Source organism: Nocardiopsis alba DSM 43377 (assembly GCF_000341225.1).
In the GTDB taxonomy this organism is placed as follows: domain Bacteria; phylum Actinomycetota; class Actinomycetes; order Streptosporangiales; family Streptosporangiaceae; genus Nocardiopsis; species Nocardiopsis alba.
This window is the reverse complement of the sequence record NZ_ANAC01000016.1, coordinates 15955-35627: the sequence shown is the minus strand read 5'-3', so window position 1 is coordinate 35627 and position 19673 is coordinate 15955. Positions and strand designations below refer to the sequence as shown.

Genomic DNA, 19673 nt, shown 5'->3' with positions numbered 1-19673 from the left:
CCGAGGGCTTGTCCGCTGCAGATAATTGGATGTTCGCGCACATTTTTCACGGATTTTTTCCTGTCATCACACGGTGGGTTGTGGTGGTGGGGGTTGGTTTCCGTGGTGGTTATTGCTGGAGGGTCACACCCGGTCTCATTCCGAACCCGGTCGTTAAGTCTGTTTGCGCTGATGGTACTGCCCTGTGGTGGGGTGGGAGAGTAGGTCGCTGCCACGGTTTTTCTTGGAGAGAGGGCGAGGGTGCTCCCGTTTGGGGGTGTTCTCGTCCTCTCTTTTTTGTGTGTTGGGGGGTGCCTTGGGGTGCCCCCTTTTTTTGTGCCTGTGTTGTGGACAAGCACACCGTCCCGGCTGTCGGCTTTGGTGATGCGGGTTCGTCCCATGTCGTAAGCTGGAGGGTACGAGTACTTCTGTGCGCTGCTACTGGTCGAGGTGGCAGCGCTTTTGATTGTTGACGGACGGGTTGGATGACTGAGGACAGCCGATCGGGAGACCGCCAGGACTCCGGGGCAAACGACCACAGCGGTAGCCGCTCCGGTGGGCCTGGCGGTCGTGGACGGGGTGAGGAGTCCCGTTCCCGGTCCGGCTACAGGGACTCCCGTGACGACAGGGGCCGCGAAGGACGTCGGGACGACCGCGGTGGCCACCGTGACGACCGTCGTGGGGGCTATCGCGATGACCGCGGTGGGTTCCGTGGCGACCGGGACCGTCGGGACGACCGGGGCGACGACCGTCGTGGCGGTTACCGGGGTGACCGTGACCGTCGTGACGACCGTGGTGGCTACCGGCGTGACGATCGCGGTGGCTTCCGGGGTGACCGTGACCGCCGCGATGACCGCGGTGGCTACCGGCGTGACGATCGTGACCGTGGTGGGTTCCGCGGCGACCGCGATCGGCGTGATGACCGTGGTGGATATCGCGGGGACCGCCGTGACGACCGTGGCGGCTATCGAGGCGATCGCGATCGTCGGGACGACTCCCGTGGCGGGGATCGCGGTTTCCGCGGGGACGACCGCGGCGGTTACCGGGGTGACCGTGACCGTCGGGACGACTCTCGCGGTGGAGAGCGCCGTGATGGCGGTCGTGACTTCCGTAGGGACGACCGTGGCGGCTTCCGCGGAGACCGTCGCGATGACCGCGGCGGTCACCGGGACCGTCGGGACGACCGGGGCGACGACCGTCGTGGCGGTTACCGGGGTGACCGTGACCGTCGTGACGACCGCGGTGGCTACCGGCGTGACGATCGCGACCGTCGTGACGACCGTGGCGGCTTCCGTGGAGACCGTGACCGTCGCGATGACCGCGGGGGGTTCCGCGGGGATCGCGACCGTCGTGACGACCGTCGTGGCGGTCACCAGGGCGGCCGGGATCGCCGTGACGACCGTGGCGGATATCGGGGTCGTGACGATCGTCGTGATGGCGGCCGGGGGCGTGACTTCCGCCGAGACGACCGTCGTGGACCGCGTGAGGACCGCGACCCGGCCGACATCGCCCCGTCCCTCCCGGAAGAGGCGACCTACGACCAGCTCGACGGCGAGATCAAGCGCGATCTGCACTCGCTGCCCAAGTCCCTGGCCGAGCTCATCGGTAAGCACATCGTGGCGGCCGGCATGCTGGTCGACGAGGACCCGGAGAAGGCCTACCAGCACGCGGCCTACGCCCGCCGTAAGGCCTCTCGACTGTCCACGGTCCGTGAGGCTTCGGGCATCGCGGCCTACACCGTCGGCAAGTGGCAGGAGGCCCTGGCCGACCTGCGCGCGGCGCGGCGGATGAGCGGTCGGGACAACTTCCTCGCCGTCATGGCCGACTGTGAGCGCGGCCTGGGGCGCCCCGAGCGCGCGTTGGAGATCGCCTCCGACCCCGCCGCGGGGAACCTGGACACCGCCGACCGGATCGAGCTGCGGATCGTGGCCGCCGGTGCCCGTCGCGACATGGGCGACACCAAGGCCGCCTTGGCCGAACTCCAGGTGCCGGAGCTGAAGGAACGTCGTGCCCGCCCGTATGTGGCGCGTCTGTTCTACGCCTACGCCGACGTCCTCGAAGAGCTGGGACGCACCGACGACGCCCGTGAGTACTTCGCGAGGGCCTCGTCGGTGGACCGTGAGGGCGTGACCGACGCCGATGAGCGTCTGGCCGTGCTCGAGGGTGTGGAGCTGGTCGACATCGACGTCGAGGACGGGATCGTCTGGACCGACGTCGAGGAGGACGGTGGGTCCGAGGAGTTCGTCGAGGCTCCTCGTGACCGTCGTAACGACTCCGAGGACCGCGGCGACCAGGGTGAAGAGCGCCGCGAGAGCGACGACCGTCGTGACGAGCGTGAGGACGACGGTGGTCGGGACGACTCCGAAGAGCGTCCCGAACCCGAGAAGCGCCCCGACTCCGAGGAGCGTTCCGAGAGCGAGGGCCGCTCGGAGGACGAGACCCGCGATGACCGTCCCGAGGAGGAGGTCCGAGAGGCCCCCTCCGAGGACGAGGGCCGTGAGGACGACCGGGACCGCGACAGGGACTGATCGGTATCTCGGATCACTCCGATGAAGCGCCGCCGAACGGCTTCGAGCCGCTCGGCGGCGCTCTCGTGCGTCTGGGGGAGCTCCCCGAGGAGTACGACTCGGTCGTCTGCCTGACCTATGTGGGGGAACGACCGTTCCTGGTCCGTCACCGCCGGCGGGGGTGGGAGTTCCCCGGCGGACATCGTGAACCGGGGGAGGACCTGTACGCCACGGCGCGTCGTGAGGCCCGGGAGGAGGCCGGCGCCACTCTGGGGGAGATCCGGGTGGCGGGCCACTACGTGCTCGCCGGTGGGCACGTCACCGTGGTCACCCATGCCCCGGTCCTGGGTGTGGAGCCGTTGACCGGGCTGTTCGAGACCGTCGAGGCACGTGCCTTCGATCGTCTGCCGTCGGACGAGGAACTGTCCTGGTCGGATGGGCTGTACGCGCATCTGATCCGGGCCCTCGGGCTTCCCGGTGCTCCGGATCAGGGTCCGACGTAGGTGGCCTCGGACCCGATCACGGTGTGACCGGGGCGGGCGGGGTCCGGGGAACGCGTCCGGTTCTCCGGTGCCCGGACCCCGCGCGGGTCAGGCCCGCTCCTCCTCGGCCTTCTTCCGAGCCTGTTCCTGCTCTCGTGCGAGCCGATCCAGCCAGTGGACGATGCCGCTCACGTTGGCCTCCGGACCGCTGAGGGTGTCCAGGACGGCGACGGTCCCGGGGGAGGCCTCCGGCGGGTTGGGGCGGTAGCGCGAGATCACCTTGTCGCGCACCATCGCGATGGCGTGGTCCAGGTCGCCTCCGGTGTCGTGGGAGTCGCGTACGGTCTCCACCCACAGGCGCAGCTCTCGCTCGGCGCGGTCCATGGTGGCCTCGACCTCCGTCAAAGCGCCGAAGTGCGAGAACATCAGCCTCTGGGCGCCGATGTCCCCGAACAGCCGCAGGGTGCGCAGACAGGCGTCCATGTCGAAGTCCGGCGGCGGGGTGGCCGGTCGCAGGTCTCCGGTGAGCGGGTTGTAGACGCCGAGGGCGTCACCGACGTACAGGTCGCCGGTGCCGGTGTCGACCAGGCCCATGTGGTGTTTGGCGTGACCCGGGGCGTAGTGCGAGACCAGGCGACGGCCGCCGCCCAGGTCGATCTCTCCGGTCTCGGAGACCGCGCGGATGCGGGTCGCCTCGGTGGGGCTCATGTGGCCGAAGAGGGTCTCCAACCGGTCGCCCCAGACCATCGCGGCGCTGGCCATCAGCCGGCTCGGGTCGGCCAGGTGGCGGGCGCCGCGCTCGTGCACGACGATCTCGGCGTTGGGGAAGAGCGCCGCCATGTCGCCGGTTCCGCCGGCGTGGTCCAGGTGGATGTGGGTGACCACGATGGTGGCCAGGTCCTCGGGGGCCAGGCCGAGCCGGACGACGGCGTCGCGCAGCACCGTGGCGGAGGCCGCGGTGCCGACCTCGACGATGCAGGGCCGTTCGGTGCGGATGAGGTAGGCCGACACGACGCCCGGGTAACCGGCCAGCATCGTGTCGATGGCATAGATCTCGTCCCCCAGCGGGACGATCCCCTCGGGCGGTTCGCTGACGTCCACGTCCTTGTGCACGGCGGGCACCCCTCTTCTACGAACGATGTGCGGCCCGTTCGCCGGGCCGGGTCCGACTCTAGAACAAGGGTGTCATGGCTGTTCGGGGCGGGGTCGGGAGGTTGTCCACAGATTCGATTCGGGTCTTCTCCGCCGGGGTGGTTCCGAGGGATCCTGGGATCAGTGCGCGCGTCAGGTGTTCCTCGACGTTAGGAAGTCCCTCGTGTCCATTCGACGTCTTCTCGCCCCGGTTCTCGACGCTCTTCTCTCGCTGTTCTCCCCTGCGATCGGTGCCCTCTCCATCGCCGGTCCCTCCGGCCCCCGTCGACTCGCCCCCGTCTCCTGTTCCGGTCCGCCACCCGGTGACGGGGGACGGAGGGGTGTGGTGTCCGGGGCGGACGGGGGGCACGGTCCGACGGCCGTCTCCGTCGTACCGGAGGTGCCCGATCGGGACCGAGGCCACCGTAACGAGGTGGTCGTGGTGGGTCGGATCACCGCGCCGCCGAGGGTGCGGACCCTGCCCAGTGGGGATCGGCTGGTCAGTTGGCGGATCGGGGTGGCCCGGCCGCGTGATCCGAGCCGTCCGGGGGCGACGGGCAGGGTCGATTCGTTGACCCTGGTCTCCTTCGAGGAGCGGATCGTGGACCGTGTCTCGGGGTGGCGTCGGGGCTCGGTGGTCCGGGCCACGGGTGCTCTACGCCGTCGGATCTGGCGGGGTGCCCTCGGGGTGCGCAGTGTCCTGGAGGTGGAGGTGGCCTCCGTGTCCCCGATCGGGGAGGGGGAACGGTGAGGGCGCCGATGCCCCCCGGCCGGTGCGGCGCCCGTCCGCGGAGGTCACAGGCCCAGGGCTCGCAGGGCCTCGACGACCGACGGTCCGCTGGGGTCGACCTTCTCGTCCGACCAGACCGCGACGCACAGGGCGCGCAGGCCGTCCAGAGGTTCTCCGGCACCGGAGACGTGTACCGTTCCGTCGGTGGTGGTGATGGTCCAGCCACGGCACAGGGTCTGTTCGCCGTTCCGCTCCGGTGCGGGGTGGGTCCGGTTCATCCCGGAGATGTCCCAGGCGAGGTAGCGGGGGCGTCGGTGGGGCGGGGCGGCCACCAGGTCCCGTGGGGTGGCGACCCCGGACAGGACCAGCAGGCCGGCCGCGCCGTGGGTGGTGGCCCCTTCGATGTCGGTGTCCAGTCGGTCGCCGACGATGAGCGGGTCGGTGGCGCCGGTGCGCAGCATGCCCTCTTCGTGGAGGGGGCGCATCGGTTTGCCGGCGACGACCGGTTCGACCCCGGTGGCGTGCGCGATGACACGGACGAAGGCGCCGTTGGCGGGGGTGTGGCCCCATTCTCCGGGTGCGGTGGCGTCGGCGTTGGCGGCCACGTAGAAGGCGCCGCGCGCCACGGCGAGCGCCCCCTGGTCGAGGAGGTCGCGGTTGATGGAGCGGGAGTAGCCCTGGACCACGGCCACCACCGAGGGGTCGTCGACGGTGACGGGGCGCAGCCCCATGCGGCGTACGGCCTGGCGCAGGCCGGTGTCGCCGACGACCAGGACGTCGGAGCCCTGCGGGTGGCGTTCGGCGACCAGACGGGCGGCGGCCTCGGCGGAGGTGACGACGTCGGAGGGGAGGGCGGGTACGCCCAGCTGGGTGAGGTGTTCGGCGATGCGCGCGGGGGTGCGGCCGGCGTTGTTGGTGACGAAGGCGACCTTGGCGCCGGCGGCGCGGGCCTTGCCGATGGCCTCGGGGGCGGCGGGCACGGCCTCGGGGCCGATGTAGACGACCCCGTCCAGGTCCAGGAGCATCGCGTCGTGGAGTTCGTCGAGCGGGCGGTCGGCTGCCTGGAGGGACATGGAGGTCGGTCCGTCTTCTGTGCGGTGGGAGTGGTCGCCTCCAGGCTAGGCCATGGCCTTCGTCCCGTTTCCCGTGGTCCGGGCTCCTCGTGGACGGGGCCCTTCCTCCCGGTGCGGTCCGCGGTGTCCCCCGGTGGTCCCGTTTCCGGACGGGGCGGTGTGGCCCTGCCCGCACGTGTCTCAGCGTGGGCGGTGTTCGCTCAGCCAGGAGGTGGCGAAACCCACCGCCTCGGCCAGGGGGAACAGGCGTGCTGTCGCGGCGCCCACGGGGCCGGTCGTCACGATTCCGGTCTCCTCCAGGGCCGTGCCCAGGGCGGGGAAGTCGTCGGCGTTCAGGTCCACGTCGGTGACGGTGACCCATTCCCGGCGGCCGGTCTCGGTGCCGATCGCGCAGGAGGTTTCGGCGCGGCGTGGGTTCGGGATCCGGTGTTCGGCCAGGTGGAAGGCGGTGCAGGAGTCGTATCCCACGCCCAGGAGCAGGATGTGGGCCCGCTTCTGTTCCAGACGGGCCAGGGGGGAGCGCTCTCCCAGAGCGGAACCGAGCGGGTGGGGGTGCATGAGGTGTTCGGCGTCGGGTCCCAGGGCGGCGAAGGAGGTCTGGGGGTGGGGGCTGCGTACGGCGCCGGAGCGGGTGCGCACGGCCTCGGAGATACGGCCCATGTGGGAGCCGGGTGTGTGGAGCGGGTCGAAGGCGGGGGTGTGTTCCCGAATCGTGGGCCACCATGAGGCGGGCACCGGGGGCGCGCCCCATCCGGAGGGGTCGGTGTTGTCCGAGGTCTGGGTGGGCACGACCAGGGTTCCGTCGGGCCCGAGGGCGTCGGTCAGCGCCTGGACCACGGCCTGCTCGGATCCGCATACCCACCCCAGGGAGCGGAGGGAGGAGTGGACCAGGAGGGTCAGGCCGGGTCGGACGCCCAGCCGGGCGAGGTCTCGGGCCAGGCTCGCGCGGGTTCTGGGACCCTCGGGGTCCGTGCCGGGGTCGGCTGTGGACACGGCGTCGCTCCTGTTCGGGTGGGGTGGATGTTCAGACTGGCAGAGGCGATGGTCTCGGCGCCGGCGAATATCGAGGGGAGGGCCGGTGGAGAGGCCGCCCCGCCGGTCGGCGAGGCGGGTTCCGGGGCGGGTCAGTCCAGGGTCCGCATGACCAGGCCGGTGCGTGGTTTGGGGCCGAAGGAGGTGGATTTGCGCGGGGTCAGCTCGCCCTGGTCGGTGAGGGCGTAGATCTGGTCGATCCGCATCGGGGGGACGATGACGGCGGTGCCTCGGGTGGCGCGGGCCAGTTCCACGGCCTCGTGCGGGTCGTCGTGCACCATGCGGACCCGCCTCTCCGGGTAACGCCACAGCGGGAGCAGTACCTCGTGCAGGGCGGCGGTGGCCAGGTGTCGCCAGGCGGTGGAATGCCCGGGAGAGGCCTGCTCCAAGGTGGTCTCGTCGAACCCGTGGACCATGTGGGTCTCCCCTTCGGGGGAGGCCAGTAGGAGTGCGGGCGCCTTGGTGCGGTTCGGGATGGCGGGGTCCGGTGCCGGGACGGGTTCGACCAGGGCGACGGTGCGGGCGGCGGCCAGGGCTCGTTCGGTGTCCAGACCGGGAAGGACACGGTGGATCGAGCCGAGTCGGGGCGGGTGGGTGTCGCTGTCCACCAGCAGGGCCAGCCCGTACCCCCAGTCGGCCTCCTCGTGTGCGGAGCGCAGGCGCCGGTAGGCGGCGTAGCGGTGGTGTCCGTCGGCGATGAGGGCGGAGCGTGCGGCCAGGTCGTCGGAGACACGGCGGTGGAGTTCGGGGTCGGTGATCGCCCAGAGCCGGTGGTGGGCGCCGTCGGCGGTGCGGGTGGAGATCAGAGGGCGTTCCCGTGGGGGGATCGTCTCGGTGATGGTCGTGGCGGCCCCGCCGCCGCCTCGGTAGATGAGGAAGATGGGTTCGAGGTTGGTGCGGGTCTCGTCCATGAGGAGGAAGCGGTCGCGGACCGGGGGTTCGGCCACGTTCTCGTGCGGGCGGACGGGGCTCGGGTCGGTGTCGTCGTCGGGGAGGCGCAGGGCGCCGATGAGTCCGCGTTGGGTCTCGCCGTTCGGGGTGACCTGTTCGTACACGTACAGGGCGGGTTCGGGGTCTCGGACGAGTCGGCCGTCGGAGATCCAGCCGTGGAGTCGTTCGGCGGCGCCCCGGTAGCGGTGGGCGGTGGTGTCCTCGCCGGCGGTGTGCCGGGACAGGGCGTAGGGGAGGGTGACCCTCGCCGCGTTGTAGGGGTCGGAGCGTTGGAGTTCGCGGGCCTCGCGGGCGTCGGGGATGTCGTAGGGCGGCGCGAGGAGGCGGGAGAGGTCGAAATCGCCGTCGATGAAGCGATCGACGTCGGGGGCCGCGTAGCGCAGTCCCCGGAAGGGGGCCAGGTCAAGAGGTCGGCGTGGCATCCCAGAAAGGTACCCTCCCGCGGGCGGCGGTCGTGGGCGGTCGTGGGCGGTCGTGGGCGGTCGGGGGAGAAGGGGGCGCGGTCCCGGTCGCTCGGGGCCCTCCCGCTCGGGGAGGGCGGGTGTGCCTCTGCTCACGTGGGCGGTGGTGGTGTTCTCGGCCCGGGCGCGTCCTTCACAGGAGGCGGCGCATGCGTAGGAGGTCGCCGACGCTGGCGTTGACCTTGAGACGTCGGCTGACCAGGGCCTTGGCCGGGTCCAGGCGGTCCTCGGCCAGGGCCACGAGGTCGTCGCCGGAGACGGTCACCTTGACCTGGGCGGGGCCGCCGGGGGAGGTGAGCGGGCGGTGGACGATGTCGGTGAGTCCGTCGACGGTCAGGCGCATGTCGAAGGCGGTTCCCAGGTCGGGGACGATCACGCTGATGGTGCGTTCGCGTATGTGCTCGCGGCGTTCGGCCTCGGGGCGGGCGAGGATACGCTCGTTCGTTCGGGCGATGCCGTCCAGACACGCGTCGATGCTGCTCATAGGCTCATGATGCCCTATATGGGGATGGTTCCGCCGTTGTTCCGGGTGGAGAGGGCGGAGGGCGGGTCGGTCGGTTCGCGTGTCATGGGAGCGCCGGGCCCGGTAGCGTTGGTGTCGATCCCCGGAGCACGAGGCCTCTCCCTCCTGCCTTCGTTCCCTTTCCTTTTCTCCTTCGGCCCCATCAAGGAGTACGTCATCATGGTCGTCGACGCGGTACGCACCTATCTCGATGCCGCCAATGGCCTCACCGAACTCTCCCGCAAGCAGGCGGTCGCGGCCGCCAAGTCCCTGCTGAAGGCGAACGGTTCGGTCTCGCCGCAGGTCGCGGAGGCCGATGGTCCGCCTCCGCGTCTGGGGCAGAACATCCAGGCTCTGGCCGGTGAGTTGATCGAGACCAGTCAGGCCAACCGGGCGGCCATCGCCGATCTGGTGCGGGCCGAGGTGGAGAGCGCCCTGGAGCGGATGGACATGGTGCCGCGCTCGGAGTACGAGCGTGTGGTGCGCCGGGTCGCGGAGTTGGAGCGCAGGATGGCGGCCCGTCAGCCGGTGGAGCGGGTCGCGGCCTCGCGCGGGGAGACCTCCTCGACGTCGCCGGCCCCGGTCGAGGGTGAGGAGGACCGGCGGGAGCCCGTGCCGGCGCCGGAGGCTTCGGTGGCGGCCGACTCCGAGGCGGCCGCGTCGACGGTCGGTTCCGAGCCGGTGGAGGAGACGGCGCCCTCTTCCTCAGAGCCCGCGGTCGAGGGGTCCTCGGCCGGGGAGGAGCGTTCCGAGGGTTCCGACGAGGGGTCGGAGGAGGCCGCGGAGAGCGAGGCCTCCGACGCTTCGAAGGGGGCCTCGGCCACCCGCGCCAAGAGCCGGGCGGGCAACGCCAAGACCGCCAGGGCCAAGACGGCTCCCAAGCGCGGGGCCAAGGGCAAGGGCGGCAAGAAGTAGTTCGGGTAGGGTCCCTCCGAGTGTGGTGGGACGACGGTCGTGAGAGGGCGTCCGGTCGTGGACGTGGAAGGGGAGGCGTGCCTCGATGAGTACCGAGGAGGAGGCCGAGGCCTTGGCGGAGCGTACGCTCGGCGCCACGCGGGAGCGTTTGGCGGAGTTGGACGCGCTGCCCACCCACGAGCACGTCGCGGTCTTCGACGCCCTCCAGCAGGAACTGTCCGGTGTCCTGGGAGCTCTCGGGCAGGGCTCCCAAGGCGCGCGATAACGCCCGGTACCCTAGGTGACCATGGCAAAACGTAGTCGGCTCGACGCGGAACTGGTCCGCCGCGGTCACGCACGCTCCCGAGGCCACGCGGCCGAGATCATCGAGAACGGTTTCGTCCGTGTGGCGGGGATGGTCGCCTCCAAGGCCGCCACCCAGGTCGGGACCGACCAACCCATCGTGGTGCGCACGCCCTCCGACGAACCGCCCTACGTCTCACGTGGCGCGCACAAGCTGATCGGTGCCCTGGACGCCTTCGAACTGTCGGTGGACGGTCGTCGGGCGTTGGACGCGGGCGCCTCCACCGGTGGGTTCACCGATGTGCTGTTGCGTCGTGGGGCGGCCCATGTGACGGCGGTCGACGTCGGTTACGGCCAGTTGGCGTGGGCATTGCGCAGTAATGAGCGGGTCAAGGTCATGGAGCGGGTCAACGTCCGTGAGTTGACCCCCGAGCAGATCGACGAGCCCCGTCCCGATCTGGTGGTGGGCGATCTTTCGTTCATCTCGCTGAAGTTGGTGCTGGGGCCGTTGCGCGACTGCGTCGATCCCGGTGCGGACTTCGTGATGATGGTCAAGCCCCAGTTCGAGGTGGGGCGGGATCGTGTGGGCGCGGGCGGTGTGGTGCGCGAGCCGGCGTTGCGCGCCGAGGCGGTGACGGACGTGGCCGCGCACGCGCTCACGTTGGGTCTGGGCGTGGTCGACGTGGCGGCGAGTCCGTTGCCGGGGCCTTCGGGGAACGTCGAGTACTTCCTGTGGATGAGGGCCGGGGCCGACCCGTTGGATCCGGCCCGGTTGGAGCGCGCGATCGAGGAGGGGCCGTCCTGAGGGGGCGTGGCCGCTCGTCGTAGGAGTCCGGTAACGTGACCCGGCCGGGTCCGCACGAGGCATCCGGTCTGCACCAGACCCCCTGTCGGGGCGTGAACGTGAGGGGACGGCGATGACCGGCGGACGCAGTGTTCTCCTGCTGGCGCACACCGGGAGGCCGGCGGCCGTGCGCAGCGCGCGGTTGGTCCATGAGCGGCTCAGCGGGGCCGGGTTGACGGTCCGGATGCTCGAGGACGAGGTCCGGGAGTTGGCCGCCGTGGGTTGTGAGCTGTCCCCGGTGGAGGCGGTGGCTCCGGAGGTGGCCGCCCACGGGGTGGAGCTGGTCATGGTCCTGGGCGGGGACGGCACCCTGTTGCGCGCCGCGGAGCTGGCCCGCCCCGCGGGGGCGCCGCTGTTGGGGGTCAATCTCGGGCACGTGGGTTTCCTGGCGGAGGCCGAGCGTGAGGACCTGGGGGCCACGGTGCGCAGTGTGGTCAACCGCGACTACGTCGTGGAGGAGCGGATGACCCTGGACGTGGCGGTCTTCAACGGGGGCCGTGGCGATGGGGATCCGCCGGTGCGGTCCTGGGCGTTGAACGAGGCCACGGTGGAGAAGGCCGATTCCCGCCGTATGTTGGAGATGGTCCTGGAGGTGGACGGTCGTCCCCTGTCCAGCTGGGGCTGTGACGGTGTGGTGTGCGCCACCCCCACGGGGTCCACGGCGCACGCGTTCTCCGCGGGCGGTCCTGTGGTGTGGCCGGACGTGGAGGCCCTCATGGTCGTACCGATCAGCGCGCACGCCCTGTTCGCCCGTCCCCTGGTGGTGGGGCCGGAGGCGACGGTGGCGTTGGAGGTGCTTCCGGACACCACGCCGGGCGTGCTCTGGTGTGATGGACGGCGTATGGTCGAATTGCCCGTGGGGGCACGAATCGAGATCACCCGTGCCGATACGCCGGTCCGTCTGGCCAGGCTGCATCGCGCCCCGTTCACCGACCGGTTGGTGGCCAAGTTCGGCCTCCCGGTCGCCGGCTGGCGGGGTCGGGTCGAGCACGAACGCTGAGTGCCGGCGTAGGCACACGCACAGGGCGTCAACTATTCAGGAGAGGGATCGGTGCTCGAAGAAGTCCGCATCCAAGGCCTCGGTGTCATCGACGACGCCGTGTTGGAGCTGTCACCGGGTCTGACCGTGGTCACCGGTGAGACCGGCGCGGGTAAGACCATGGTCGTCACCGGGCTGGGGTTGCTCTTCGGTGGGCGGGCCGATCCGCAGCGGGTGCGGCCCGGCGCCGGTCGCGCGGTGGTCGAGGGCCGGTTGACCGTTCCCGAGGGCGGTCGGGTGGCCACCCGGGTCCTGGAGGCCGGTGGCGACATCGACGACGACGTTCTCATCCTCAACCGTACGGTGTCGGCGGAGGGCCGTTCGCGGGCGACGTTGGGCGGGCGTTCGGCGCCGGTGAGTCTGTTGGCGTATCTGGCCGACGACCTGGTGGCGGTGCACGGTCAGTCCGATCAGCAGCGGTTGCTGCGGGCCGAGCGGCAGCGGTCCTCGTTGGACCGTTTCGCCGGGGACGACCTGGTCAAGGTCCTGAAGCGCTATTCGGTGGCCTACCGGCGGCACCGGGAGGTGGCGGCGGAGCTGGAGGAGTTGGTGGAGCGGGCGCGTGAGCGCGCGCAGGAGGCCGATCTGCTCCGGTTCGGGGTGGAGGAGATCACCGCGGCCGAGCCGGTGCCGGGTGAGGACGCCGAGTTGTCGGCGGAGGAGACGAGGCTGGCGCACGCCGATGGGCTGCGGGTGGCCTCGACCACCGCGCACGAGGCGCTCACGGGCGATCCGGCCGCGGCCGACGTGCAGGCCGACGTGGTGGGGCTCTTGTCGGCGGCCCGGCAGGCGGTGGCCTCGGTCAGTGAGCACGATGAGGATCTGGCCTCGATCGGGAGCCGGTTGGACGAGGCGTCCTACATCATCACCGACGCGGCCACCGAGTTGGCCTCCTATGCCGAGTCGGTGGAGGCCGATCCGGCCCGGCTGGCGGTGGTGCAGGAGCGTCGTGCCCTGTTGACGCAGTTGGCGCGCAAGTACGGCGAGACCACCGACGAGATGTTGGCGTGGGCGGAGAACGCCTCCGCGCGGTTGTCGGAGCTGGACGGCGACGACGAGCGGATCGAGGAGTTGCGGGCCGAGGTCGAGGAGTTGGCGGCCGATATGGCCGAGGCGGCCGGTGAGCTCACCGAGATCCGTGAGGCCGCGGCCGAGCGTTTCGGGGAGGCGGTCACCGAGGAGTTGACCGCGTTGGCGATGCCGCACGCCCGGGTGAGCGTGCGGATCACCACGGGGGAGGAGTTCGGCCCGCACGGTCGTGACGAGGTGGAGCTGTTGTTGGCCCCGCATCCGGGGTCGGCTCCGTTGCCGTTGCACAAGGGTGCCTCCGGTGGTGAGCTCTCGCGGGTGATGTTGGCGATCGAGGTCGTGTTCGCGGGCGCGGATCCGGTGCCCACGTTCGTGTTCGACGAGGTGGACGCCGGGGTGGGCGGTAAGGCGGCGGTGGAGATCGGGCGGCGTCTGGCTCGGTTGGCCCGTCGTGCCCAGGTCATCGTGGTCACGCACCTGCCGCAGGTGGCGGCGTTCGCGGACGCCCATCTGGTGGTGGAGAAGTCCACGGAGGGGCTGGTCACCGAGAGCGGTGTGGTCCGTCTGGATCGGGACGGTCGGGTGCGCGAGTTGTCCCGGATGCTGGCCGGTCTGGAGGATTCGGAGCTGGGTCGGGCCCATGCCGAGGAGCTGTTGGGCAACGCCGACCCGGATCGGGCGTATCCGAGGGCTTGAGGGGGTGTCGCCGGTGTCCTGAGCGGACACCGGCGACGTTTTGCCCCGAAAACGCCGATCGGCCGACTGTTGTAACTCTACGTGAGTGAGTTCTGACAGTATGCCAGCGATGAAGGTATCGGATGCGCTCAGCGCGACAGTCATGCGATTCCGACGCTCTCGGGCGGAGACCTCCACCGGGCTGGTCGCTCCCGTCCGCTCGGACCGTCGTACCAAGAACCTGACCAAGCGGCTGCGCCCCGGCGACATCGCCGTGATCGACCACGTCGACCTCGACCGTGTCAGCGCCGAGGCGCTGGTCGGTTGCGGGGTCGGCGCCGTGCTCAACGTCGCCCCCAGCATCAGCGGCCGCTACCCCAACCAGGGGCCGGAGTTGATCGTGGGCGCGGGGATCCCCCTGCTGGACGACGTCGATCCCGAGGTCTTCACCCGTGTGCGCGACGGGGAACGGTTGCGTCTGGAGGGCGACACCCTCTATCGGGGCGAGGAGGTCGTCGCCCGAGGCGTCCTCCAGGACCGGGAGACGGTGGAGGAGGCCATGCACCGGGCCCGTGCCGGTCTGGCGACCCAGTTGGAGGCCTTCGCCGCCAACACCATGGCCTACCTGCAACGCGAGCGCGATCTTCTGTTGGACGGGATCGGGATCCCGGCGATCGGTACCGCGATGGAGGGAAGACACGTCCTCATCGTGGTCCGCGGCTACCACTATCGCGAGGACATCGCGGCGCTCAGACCCTACATACGCGAGTTCCGCCCGGTCATCATCGGTGTGGACGGCGGAGCCGACGCGGTGATCGAGGCCGGATACCGGCCCGACATCATCGTCGGCGACTTCGACTCGGTCTCGGACCGTTCCCTGAGCAGCGGCGCCGAACTCGTGGTGCACGCCTATCGGGACGGTCGGGCGCCCGGACTGCAACGGCTGCGGGACCTGGGGCACGACGCCGTGGTCTTCCCCGCGACCGGCACCAGCGAGGACGTGGCGATGATGCTCGCCGACGGGGCGGGGGCGAGCATCATCGTGGCGGTGGGCACCCACGCCACGATGGAGGAGTTCCTCGACAAGGGCCGCGCCGGGATGGCCAGCACCTTCCTCACCCGGCTCAGGGTCGGCGGCAAGCTCGTCGACGCCAAGGGCGTGAGCCGTCTGTACCGTTCCCGCATCTCTCCGTGGGCACTGCTGGGCCTGGTGGCCGCGTGCCTTCTGACCATCGTGGTCGCCGCCTACTGCTCACCGGCCGGCCAGGTCTACCTCACCTTTCTCGCGGCGCGCTGGGACGCGTTCGTGTACTCGCTGACGGGGCTGTTCACGTGATCGACTTCCGTTACCACCTGGTGTCCATCGTCGCCGTGTTCCTGGCGCTCACCGTCGGGCTGGTCCTGGGCACCACGATGCTCCAGGACCCGCTGCTCAACACGCTCCAGTCCGAGACCGCCGACCTGCGCGGGCAGAGCGAGGAGCTCAGGGCCGAGCGCGACAGCGCCGATCGGCTCAACGAGGGGGCCGACCGTCTGGCCGACGCCGTCGGCGACGACGTGTTGGAGGATCGGCTGCGCGACGTCGGCCTGGTCGTGATCGGCGCTCCCGGGGCGGACGAGGACATGGTGGCCTCTTTGGAGGAACGGGCGGAGGCGGCGGGGGCCGACGTCCAAGGGCGGGTGTCCCTGGAGGACGCCTTCGTCGACGACGGTGGCGCCACGTTCGTCGACGAGCTCGCCCTCCAGGTGTCCCTGACCCCCGAGGACCTGACCGGCGGCCCCTACGACAAGGCGGGGGTCGAGCTGGGTCGGGCGTTGGCCGTCGGGCTCGACGAGGAGACGGAGACCCCCGAGGCCCCTGAGGAGGGGGCGAGCGAGGGCCCCCGCGAAGAGGACGTCGAGGAGAGCGCCCGCCCTTCCGACGAGGACGATTCCAAGGGCGCCGAGGCCGTCCTGGCCGCCTTCGAGGAGGGCGGCCTGATCAGCGTGCGGGGGAACCCGGCCCGGTCCGCCGACGCCCTGCTGGTGGTCGCCCCGGCCGGGGCTCCGGAAGGGGAGAGCGAGGCGGCCAACACCCTCCTGACCGGGTTCACCACGGCGTTGAGCGAGACCGTGGGCCCCACGGTCCTGGCCGGGGGCACCGAGGCCGCCGGTGAGGGCGGTCTGATCGCCCGTGCCCTGGCGGAGGAGGCCCCCTACAGCACGGTGGACGTGGCCGGTCGACCCACCGGTGACGTGGTCACGGTGCTGGCCCTGGCCGGGGCCCTGGAGGGGACCCGGGGGGCCTACGGCATCGGCGAGGGCGTCTCGGGTTTCCTGCCCGAACCGTTGCCCGGACCGATCGCGAGCGAGGACCCCGAGGCCCCCGAGGCCGACGCCTCCTCGGGCGAACAGGACGAGGCCCGTCGCTCCGCCTCCGGAGAGGAGGAGTGACCGTCGTGTTCGACCGGATCCCGACCCTGGCCGCCCGAGGGCTGACCGGGGTCGTCCTGGGCGGGCTGGCCGCCCGCTCCACCTACCGTCTGATCACCCGGGGGCCCGGACGTTCCGAGGCCTGGCGGCGGACCAACTTCCGGGGGAGGACCGTCACCCTCAAGGAGGGGCCGGCCCTGGCCTCCGGTGTGTGCGCGGCCTCCGCGCTGGCCCCGGGGGTGTCCCCGCGGGTGCGCGCGGCCTCGATCGTGGCCGCCGCGGGCGCGGCCGGGTTCGGCGCCTACGATGATCTGGCCGGATCGGACCGGGCCAAGGGGCTGCGCGGCCATCTGGGCGCGTTGCGTCGCGGCGAGGTCACGACCGGGGCGGTGAAGATGGCGGGGATCGGGGCGACCGGGATCGTGGCCGCCGCCCTGCTGCGTCGGGGTCCGTTGGACACCTTGATGGACGGGGCCCTGATCGCGGCGGGCGCCAATCTGATCAACCTGTTCGATCTGCGTCCCGGCCGCGCGGTGAAGTTCGCGCTGCTCACGGCGGCACCGGCTCTGGTCACCCCGGCCGCGCCCCTGGTGGGCCCGGTGTTGGGCGCCTCGGCGGCGCTGTTGCCCGATGAGTTGGCCGAGCGTTCCATGTTGGGCGACGCCGGGGCCAACGCCCTGGGCGCGGCCCTGGGTGTGGCCGCGGTGGCCCAGGCCTCGCGCCCGGTCCGGGCGGCACTGCTGGGCGGGGTGGTCGGTCTGACCCTGGCCAGCGAGGTCACCAGTTTCTCCCGGGTGATCGAGCGGGTGCCGGCGCTGCGCCGTCTGGACCGCTGGGGGAGGAACGCTCCGGAGGTGACGGGTGGGCGGGGTACGTGAGGACCGGCCGGTTCGTGACGGCGAGGTGACCCGGGGGGTCGCCGCCGCGGCCGCGCTCATCGCCGTGGTCACGGTGGGGGCGCGGCTGGCCGGTTTCGGCCGTACCGTCGTCTTCTCCCAGACCGTCGGCGACACCTGTCTGGGCACGGCCTACGTGACCGCCAACCAACTGCCGGCGGTGTTGTTCGAGATCGTCATCGGCGGGGCCCTGACCGCCATGGTCGTGCCGGTGCTGGCCGCCGCGGTCCGCAACGGCGACAGGGACCAGGTCCGCCACACCACGTCCGCGCTGATCACCTGGGTACTGCTGCTCTCCCTGCCGTTGGCGGCGCTGCTCGCCCTGGCCTCGGTGCCGGCGATGGCGCTGATGTTGGGCGGGGCGGGCGGCTGCGACCACGCCGCTCTGCTCTCCCTGGCCTCCCGGATGCTGATGGTGTTCGCGCCCCAGGTGGTCTTCTACGGGCTGGCCGCCGTGCTGTACGGGGTGTTGCAGGCGCACCGCAGGTTCCTGGGGCCGGCGTTGGCCCCGTTGGTGTCCAGTCTGGTGGTCATCGCCGCCTACCTGGCCTTCGTGCCCCTGGGGGAGGGGCACCGTCGGGATCCGGCGGGGCTGCCGCTTCCGGCGGAGCTCGTCCTGTCGTTGGGCACCACGTTGGGCGTGGTGGCGCTGTTCGTCACGGCCCTGGTGCCGGCCCGGGGGCTGGGGTTGCGGCCGCGGCCGTGTCTGACCTTCCCGCCCGGTGTGGGGGCCAGGGTGCGGGCCCTGGCGATGGCCTCCCTGTTGCCCCTGGTGGCCATGCAGGTGTCGCTGCTGGTGGCGGTGGCGCTGGCCAACTGGGGCGGAGGCGCCGGGGCCGCGGTGCTCTACAGCTACGCGTGGGCACTGTTCACACTGCCCTACGGGGTGATCGCGGTGCCCATCGCCACCAGCGCCTTCACCGAATTGACGGTGGCCCACGCCGAGGACGACCGGGAGGGGTTCGCCCGGCTGGTGTCGGCCTCGGCCAAGGCCGCGGTGGTGATCACCGCCGCCGCGGGCACCGCTCTGGCCGGCGCGGCCGGCCCCGTGGCGTCGGTGTTCGCCCAGGTCGATCCCCTGCCGTTGGAGCGGGCCCTGCTCGCCTACGCGCCGGGTGTCGTGGGGTTCGCGCTGGTGGCCCTGCTCGGTCGTGCCCTGTACGCCTCCCACCACGGTCGTCGAGCCGCCGCCGCGCAGGTCGTGGGCTGGGTCGTGGTGATGGTGTGCGCGGTCGCGCTGGTCTCGGCGTCGCCGACGGGGTGGGCGATCGCGGGCCTGGGGGCGGGTACCGCCATCGGGCTGAGTCTGGCGGCGGCCCTGCTGTGCGTCGGGGTGGTCCGCGCGCACGGACGTGCCTGTCTGGTGGGGCTGCCCCGCTCCCTGGCCGCCGCGGTACTGGGCGGGGGCGCCGGTACGGCGGTGGGCCGGTTCGTGGCCGAGATCGCTCCGCAGGGGGGCACCGGTGCCGCGGTGGTCGCGGCGATGGGCGCCGGATGCGCGGCGCTGGTGGTCTTCGGTTCGGTCGCGGCCCTGGTGGACCGCACCGCCGTGCGAGCGGTGGCCGATCGGGCCCGGAACGTACTCGAACGTAGGAGGGGGACGCGGTGAACGACCGGATCGCATTGGTGATCGGGAGCAGTACCGGAGGTGTGGGTCGCCACGTGCGCTCGCTGGGGGAGGGGCTGCGTCGGCGGGGTCACCGGGTGGCGGTGGTCGGGCCGCCCGAGGCCGATCGGGAGTTCGGTTTCTCCGAGGCGGGCATGCGGTTCTCGGAGGTGCGGATCGGCCCGTCGCCGTCGTGGAACGATCCGCGGGCGGTGGTGCGGCTGCGGGCCCTGTTGGGCGGAGCCGACGTGGTGCACGCGCACGGTATGCGGGCGGGGGCGTTGTGCGCCCTGGCCGGAGCGCGCCCGTTGGTGGTCACCGCGCACAACGCCCCGCCCTCGGTCTCGGGGCCGCTGTCGGCGGCCTTCCCCGTGCTGGAGCGGATCGTGGCGGCCAGGGCCGATCTGGTGACGGGGGTCTCCGGCGACCTGGTGCGCCGGCTGCGCGCGGCGGGCGCCGCGGACGCCCGACCGGCGGTGGTGGCGGCTCCGGACACGGGCGGCACGATCAAGGGGCGGGAGGAGACGCGTCGGGATCTGGCGGTGACCCCGGAACGCCCTCTGTTGTTGACCGTGGCGCGTTTGGCCGAGCAGAAGGGGCTGGACGTGCTCTTGGAGGCGGCGCCCGCGATCGCCGACCGCGCGCCCGAGCCGGTGGTGGCGATCGCCGGGGACGGTCCTCTGTGGGGGAGGCTGCACGACACCGCCGCCGAGATGGACGCGGACGTGCGCATGCTCGGGAGTCGGAGCGACGTGGCCGACCTGCTGGCGGCCGCGGACCTGTTCTGTCTGCCCTCGCGCTGGGAGGGGCCCTCGTTGGTGATCATGGAGGCGTTGCGCGCCGGGCTTCCGGTGGTGGCGACCCGGGTCGGTGGGATCCCGGACCTGTACGAGGGCACGGTGGAGATGGTGCCGCCGGGGGACGCCGGGGCGTTCGCCGCGGCGGTGGGGCGTGTGCTGGACGATCCCGAGTACGCGGCCGATCTGCGGGCGCGCTCACGCGAGGCGGCCCGGAACCTGCCGGACGAGGAGGACGCGGTGGAGGCCGCGTGCGCTCTGTACAAGGCGGTGACGCGGGGGTGAGCCCCGGTCGCCTTCGGACGGGGCGGTGGCCGGCGGAACGGTCTG

Annotated in this window: 18 protein-coding genes and 1 rRNA gene; 14 read left to right on the top strand and 5 right to left on the bottom strand. The window is 71.7% G+C overall.

Annotated features, from left to right (window positions below):
* Window positions 1-101 precede the first annotated feature (101 nt).
* The 3 genes from rrf (at window position 102) to D451_RS0117915 (ending at window position 2989) form a co-directional block, all read left to right on the top strand.
* Window positions 102-217, top strand: a 5S ribosomal RNA gene (rrf, locus tag D451_RS0117925).
* 1390 nt (window positions 218-1607) lie between these two features.
* Window positions 1608-2507, top strand: coding sequence for a tetratricopeptide repeat protein (locus D451_RS28460; RefSeq protein ID WP_241463348.1), 900 nt, complete (start codon window positions 1608-1610; stop codon window positions 2505-2507).
* Window positions 2508-2572: 65 nt separating this feature from the next.
* On the top strand, window positions 2573-2989 hold the full coding sequence (locus D451_RS0117915) for an NUDIX hydrolase (protein WP_017535455.1): 417 nt from the start codon (window positions 2573-2575) through the stop codon (window positions 2987-2989).
* 87 nt (window positions 2990-3076) lie between these two features.
* Here D451_RS0117915 and D451_RS0117910 read toward each other — a convergent pair whose 3' ends face one another.
* Window positions 3077-4081, bottom strand: coding sequence for an MBL fold metallo-hydrolase (locus D451_RS0117910; protein ID WP_014913395.1), 1005 nt, complete (start codon window positions 4079-4081; stop codon window positions 3077-3079).
* A 202-nt stretch (window positions 4082-4283) separates the two neighbouring features.
* Here D451_RS0117910 and D451_RS0117905 point away from each other — a divergent pair, with 202 nt between their 5' ends.
* Window positions 4284-4850, top strand: a complete 567-nt coding sequence (locus D451_RS0117905) for a single-stranded DNA-binding protein (protein ID WP_017535453.1) — start codon at window positions 4284-4286, stop codon at window positions 4848-4850.
* A 44-nt stretch (window positions 4851-4894) separates the two neighbouring features.
* Here the strand turns inward: D451_RS0117905 and D451_RS0117900 are convergent, their stop codons facing one another.
* The 4 genes from D451_RS0117900 to D451_RS0117885 all read right to left on the bottom strand — a co-directional run bounded on the left by D451_RS0117900 (window position 4895) and on the right by D451_RS0117885 (window position 8830).
* Complete coding sequence (locus tag D451_RS0117900) at window positions 4895-5902, bottom strand: HAD-IIA family hydrolase (RefSeq protein WP_017535452.1); 1008 nt, start codon at window positions 5900-5902, stop codon at window positions 4895-4897.
* 180 nt (window positions 5903-6082) lie between these two features.
* The gene (locus D451_RS0117895) at window positions 6083-6895 is read right to left on the bottom strand and encodes an aminoglycoside N(3)-acetyltransferase (protein WP_017535451.1); all 813 of its coding nucleotides are present in this window, start codon (window positions 6893-6895) and stop codon (window positions 6083-6085) included.
* A 131-nt stretch (window positions 6896-7026) separates the two neighbouring features.
* On the bottom strand, window positions 7027-8307 hold the full coding sequence (locus tag D451_RS0117890; RefSeq protein WP_017535450.1) for a DUF1015 domain-containing protein: 1281 nt from the start codon (window positions 8305-8307) through the stop codon (window positions 7027-7029).
* A 172-nt stretch (window positions 8308-8479) separates the two neighbouring features.
* A complete protein-coding gene (locus tag D451_RS0117885; protein ID WP_017535449.1) occupies window positions 8480-8830 on the bottom strand; it encodes an SCP2 sterol-binding domain-containing protein in 351 nt (116 codons plus the stop codon).
* 198 nt (window positions 8831-9028) lie between these two features.
* On the opposite strand from D451_RS0117885, the gene D451_RS0117880 reads away from it, so the two are divergent.
* From D451_RS0117880 to D451_RS0117835, 10 genes are all read left to right on the top strand, one after another.
* A complete protein-coding gene (locus tag D451_RS0117880) occupies window positions 9029-9763 on the top strand; it encodes a coiled-coil domain-containing protein (RefSeq protein ID WP_026125160.1) in 735 nt (244 codons plus the stop codon).
* A gap of 85 nt (window positions 9764-9848) precedes the next feature.
* Window positions 9849-10028 carry a hypothetical protein gene (locus tag D451_RS0117875; protein ID WP_014909622.1) on the top strand — a complete coding sequence of 60 codons (180 nt, stop codon included), beginning with the start codon at window positions 9849-9851 and terminating at the stop codon, window positions 10026-10028.
* Between the two features lie 21 nt (window positions 10029-10049).
* A complete protein-coding gene (locus D451_RS0117870) occupies window positions 10050-10850 on the top strand; it encodes a TlyA family RNA methyltransferase (protein WP_014912305.1) in 801 nt (266 codons plus the stop codon).
* 112 nt (window positions 10851-10962) lie between these two features.
* Window positions 10963-11889, top strand: coding sequence for an NAD kinase (locus D451_RS0117865; RefSeq protein ID WP_017535446.1), 927 nt, complete (start codon window positions 10963-10965; stop codon window positions 11887-11889).
* 51 nt (window positions 11890-11940) lie between these two features.
* Window positions 11941-13653: a DNA repair protein RecN gene (recN, locus tag D451_RS0117860; protein WP_014909220.1), complete on the top strand. Its 1713-nt coding sequence runs from the start codon at window positions 11941-11943 to the stop codon at window positions 13651-13653.
* 142 nt (window positions 13654-13795) lie between these two features.
* A complete protein-coding gene (steA, locus tag D451_RS0117855; protein ID WP_014912133.1) occupies window positions 13796-14968 on the top strand; it encodes a putative cytokinetic ring protein SteA in 1173 nt (390 codons plus the stop codon).
* Window positions 14965-16065, top strand: coding sequence for a copper transporter (locus tag D451_RS0117850; protein WP_014912520.1), 1101 nt, complete (start codon window positions 14965-14967; stop codon window positions 16063-16065). Before steA ends, D451_RS0117850 begins: the two co-directional genes overlap by 4 nt.
* Window positions 16062-16922, top strand: coding sequence for a hypothetical protein (locus D451_RS0117845; protein ID WP_017535445.1), 861 nt, complete (start codon window positions 16062-16064; stop codon window positions 16920-16922). The genes D451_RS0117850 and D451_RS0117845 overlap by 4 nt, the downstream gene beginning before the upstream one ends.
* The gene (murJ, locus tag D451_RS0117840) at window positions 16906-18549 is read left to right on the top strand and encodes a murein biosynthesis integral membrane protein MurJ (RefSeq protein ID WP_014912914.1); all 1644 of its coding nucleotides are present in this window, start codon (window positions 16906-16908) and stop codon (window positions 18547-18549) included. The genes D451_RS0117845 and murJ overlap by 17 nt, the downstream gene beginning before the upstream one ends.
* A complete protein-coding gene (locus D451_RS0117835) occupies window positions 18546-19628 on the top strand; it encodes a glycosyltransferase family 4 protein (protein ID WP_014913624.1) in 1083 nt (360 codons plus the stop codon). Before murJ ends, D451_RS0117835 begins: the two co-directional genes overlap by 4 nt.
* Window positions 19629-19673: the final 45 nt, after the last annotated feature.